Raw genomic sequence first — 3,144 nt, 5'->3', positions numbered from 1 at the left:
GACGGCATTCGAAACTGGGCTACCTCAGCCCGATGGAGTTCGAGGCCCGCGCTATGCTAGCTTAACCTGCTGTCCACGAAACCGGCAGCAGCTCAAGGCGACGAGGTCCTGAAATCGCCCGGTCCGACGACCATGTCGGCACGCAAGGCAATCCGGGACTTTCTCGCTGAAAGTTATCGTGGGACAGTGCGCCTCAACACAGCGGAACCGCTGCACTGACAAGCGTACCTGCACGGAACGACCATGCGCTGGAAAATCCTTGAGGTGCCGGACATAACGTCCATGCCGACGGGAAGACCGCTGCCCGCAACCCGGGCAGATCACCTCGGCGTCAATGACCTCTGCGTCAATCGCAAGGATCGCGCCATCTGCGCTGTATCCAGTTGCGCGAAGCCCTTCAGGCAACAACCTGGTGTCGAAACGTCCTGTCATGGCGCTCATCCCCCTTCAGAATCTACGCCAAATGTAGGGGCTATGCCGAAAAACATCACACGATGTGCGTCAGAGCCAGTTTTGCACGCCGAACACACGCCGGGATGTCGGCGATGTAGGCGCCCATTTCGAGGCTTTCCATGAGCGATCCGCCTGGGCTGTCGAACATGAGAAGCACGTCACGGACACCGGTCTTGTCGATGGCGTCGAAGGCGACCTTCAATTTCTCCGTGTCGCCCGGAAGGATTTCGCCCGTGGCGGTGACATGAAGGGTCGGTTGCCGGATGGGCCTCAGGTCCAATCTCTCGATCGAGAAATTCATGGCAAGGAGAGACGCAGGGAGGACGCCCAAAATGGCCGAACAACAGTGCACGAAGATACAAGGGACATCCTTCCGTGTGTCCATTCATCATCCTAATCGTGCGGTGAAAAGTTGCAGCGAGCAAGGATGCGAAGCGGGAAGTCTCGACAATGGGTCGGGTCCCTCCCGATTTACGATCGGGCAGATCATTGCTCCAGTGACGCTGTTAGCCCAGGACCGACCGCGCAGCGTTCGATCAGTCATGCGGCACATCAACCCCAAGTAACTCGCCCGGCTGAGGGCTCTTTTAGCCTTGTCTGGCTCGCAGCCGCTTAGCACCCGCCCTCCGTGACGTCGACGATGGTTCGCGCGTCCGCGCCATGGCCACATAGGCGTTGTTCAACGTCGACCAGTTATTCCCCGGACCCGCAGGACGACACCTTGCACACAATTTCGGCTCCCACTCTGCGGCGTATGTCACGTCGCGTCGCCTTGGTCGTCCGTTTTCTGCTTTGGGGACATGCGGGATCCGATCAGCGAAAGCCCATGACGCAGTCCACGGCCGGTCCGCGCCGCTTCCTGCCGAAGGGAGGCCCGGTTCTCGACGCGCAGGCGATTGCGTTGGGCCATCAGCGCCTCCCCGAGATGGGCCTGCACGCGGTCGCGCAGAGTGCCGGTGTTCCATTCAGGTTCGACAAGCGCGACGGGGACCGGGCGCGCGCCATTATCACCGATGTCAACTGCGACCGCGGCCACGACGTCGGCAACGAGGCCCATGGCCTCGTCACTCAGCAGGTTCTCGGCATAGGGCCAGCCGCGAAGGATCTGGTCGATGCCGGTGACGACGACGACGACCGGAGGCATGCGCCGCTCCGGTCTCGTCGCGAAATGCTCGTGGAAATACGCGAGAACGGCGCGGTCGATCTCGCGCGCGGGCCGGTTTGCGCGGATGGTCCAGATCACCATGTCCGTGCTCGGGAGGTCCTTCATGACCGCTTCGGTTATCCGCTTCGACCCATCGAGCCCCGGCAGATCCAGCAGAAATGTGGCGACGCCGTCGAATTCGCAGGAATATGTCCGGGCCCGGTCGGTCGCGGCGACGACATCCGTTTCAGCCAGGTCGCTACCGCGAAGCGCGTTGACGAGGCTCCCCGTTGCGCACAGGCTCGCCGACAGCGGGATCGCCGTGACCCGCGTCAAGGGCAAGCGCGTCAAGGCGCTGCGCCGCTATCTCTCCGAACACGCCAAGACCGATCTCGCGGATGCGCATGTGCTGGCCGCCATTCCAGGCTTCGGGGGACCAGAGCTCGATCCGCTCCACATTCCCGCCCCAAAGAGCCATGCCCTGCAGCGCCTGACCAAGCAGCGTAGCCGCTTCCAGGATGCGATCGCCGCAGCCAAACGTCGGCTTCTCGACCTGATCCGCTGGGCATCCCCGGGGCTGGAGCGCGTCCTGCCCGACCTCGGCACCCGCCTCTCGATCGCCCTGCTGCAGCGCTGGGTCGATCCCGAAGTGACCCTCAAGGCGCGCAAGACCACCATGGCTACCTTCATCGCCAAGCATGCCAGCGGCAATCACCCCCACAGCGGACCCTTCGTCGACGCCCTCGTCGAGGGGCTGCGCCAGGCCGCCCGCGAGGCCCGCGACCTCCACCGCAGGCATGTCGACTTCGCCGAGCTGCAGGCAGAAATCGCCATCGAGGTCGACGTCATGAACGCTCACATGACTGCGCGCGCCGAACTGGATCGCAAAATCGAGGCGCTCTATACCGAATTGCAACCCGAGGATGTGCTGCGCACCATCCCCGGGGTCGGCCGCCGCCTCGCGCCAGTCCTGTTCGGCCTGCTCCACAGCGCCGATCGGTTCCGGTCCGAACGTCACATCCGCGGTTTCTGTGGCTTGTTCCCGCGCCGGTCGGACAGTGGCGGAGCGGAACGCCCCGGCCAGAAGATCACACAGGGTGGAAACGACCGCATCAAGCGCGCCCTGATGCTCGCCGCAGACACGGCCCGCAAGATCGACCCCGACCTGGCCGAGGTCTACTGGCGGCTGATGACCGGCAAGGGTCATCATCACAAACAGGCCCTCTGCGCCGTCGCCAACCGGCTCGTCAATCGCATCTTTCGTGTGCTGCGATCCGGCAAGCCCTACATCTTACGCGACCAAGACGGACGCGAGATCACCTGCGCCGAGGCAAAGGCGCTTGTCGCCGCGCGCTACATCGTGCCGGAAGCCATCCGTGCTACACGCCGCGCCAACAGGAGTCCTATCGCCGTTTGAACCCAGAAAAACGCCTTGCGCTATCGGTACAAGATCACCTGGCAACAGCCTTGGGCGTCGCTGCGGTAAAGGCGGGCCGTAGCGTCTACCGCTGCACCCTGGCCGAACTCATCGACGCCTTGGCGCAGGC

4 protein-coding genes are annotated in these 3,144 nt (G+C 63.5%); 1 reads left to right on the top strand and 3 read right to left on the bottom strand.

The genetic code is table 11. The features are described 5' to 3' along the window. Positions 1-51: 51 nt before the first annotated feature. The 3 genes from BLR51_RS28640 to BLR51_RS26785 all read right to left on the bottom strand — a co-directional run bounded on the left by BLR51_RS28640 (position 52) and on the right by BLR51_RS26785 (position 1,933). The gene (locus BLR51_RS28640; protein ID WP_165616968.1) at positions 52-432 is read right to left on the bottom strand and encodes a transposase family protein; all 381 of its coding nucleotides are present in this window, start codon (positions 430-432) and stop codon (positions 52-54) included. Positions 433-487: 55 nt separating this feature from the next. Beyond that, the gene (locus tag BLR51_RS26790) at positions 488-838 is read right to left on the bottom strand and encodes a hypothetical protein (protein WP_089852584.1); all 351 of its coding nucleotides are present in this window, start codon (positions 836-838) and stop codon (positions 488-490) included. A 372-nt stretch (positions 839-1,210) separates the two neighbouring features. After that, positions 1,211-1,933, bottom strand: a complete 723-nt coding sequence (locus BLR51_RS26785) for a GTPase family protein (protein ID WP_165616967.1) — start codon at positions 1,931-1,933, stop codon at positions 1,211-1,213. Here BLR51_RS26785 and BLR51_RS26780 point away from each other — a divergent pair. Further along, positions 1,920-3,014 carry an IS110 family RNA-guided transposase gene (locus BLR51_RS26780; protein ID WP_242656866.1) on the top strand — a complete coding sequence of 365 codons (1,095 nt, stop codon included), beginning with the start codon at positions 1,920-1,922 and terminating at the stop codon, positions 3,012-3,014. The two genes, BLR51_RS26785 and BLR51_RS26780, sit on opposite strands and share 14 nt — an antisense overlap. Positions 3,015-3,144 lie beyond the last annotated feature (130 nt).

The sequence above is a fragment of the Salipiger marinus genome (assembly GCF_900100085.1).
Taxonomy (GTDB): Bacteria; Pseudomonadota; Alphaproteobacteria; order Rhodobacterales; family Rhodobacteraceae; genus Salipiger; species Salipiger marinus.
Note: the sequence above shows the minus strand (reverse complement) of the source record. Positions and strands in the feature narration are given on the sequence as shown.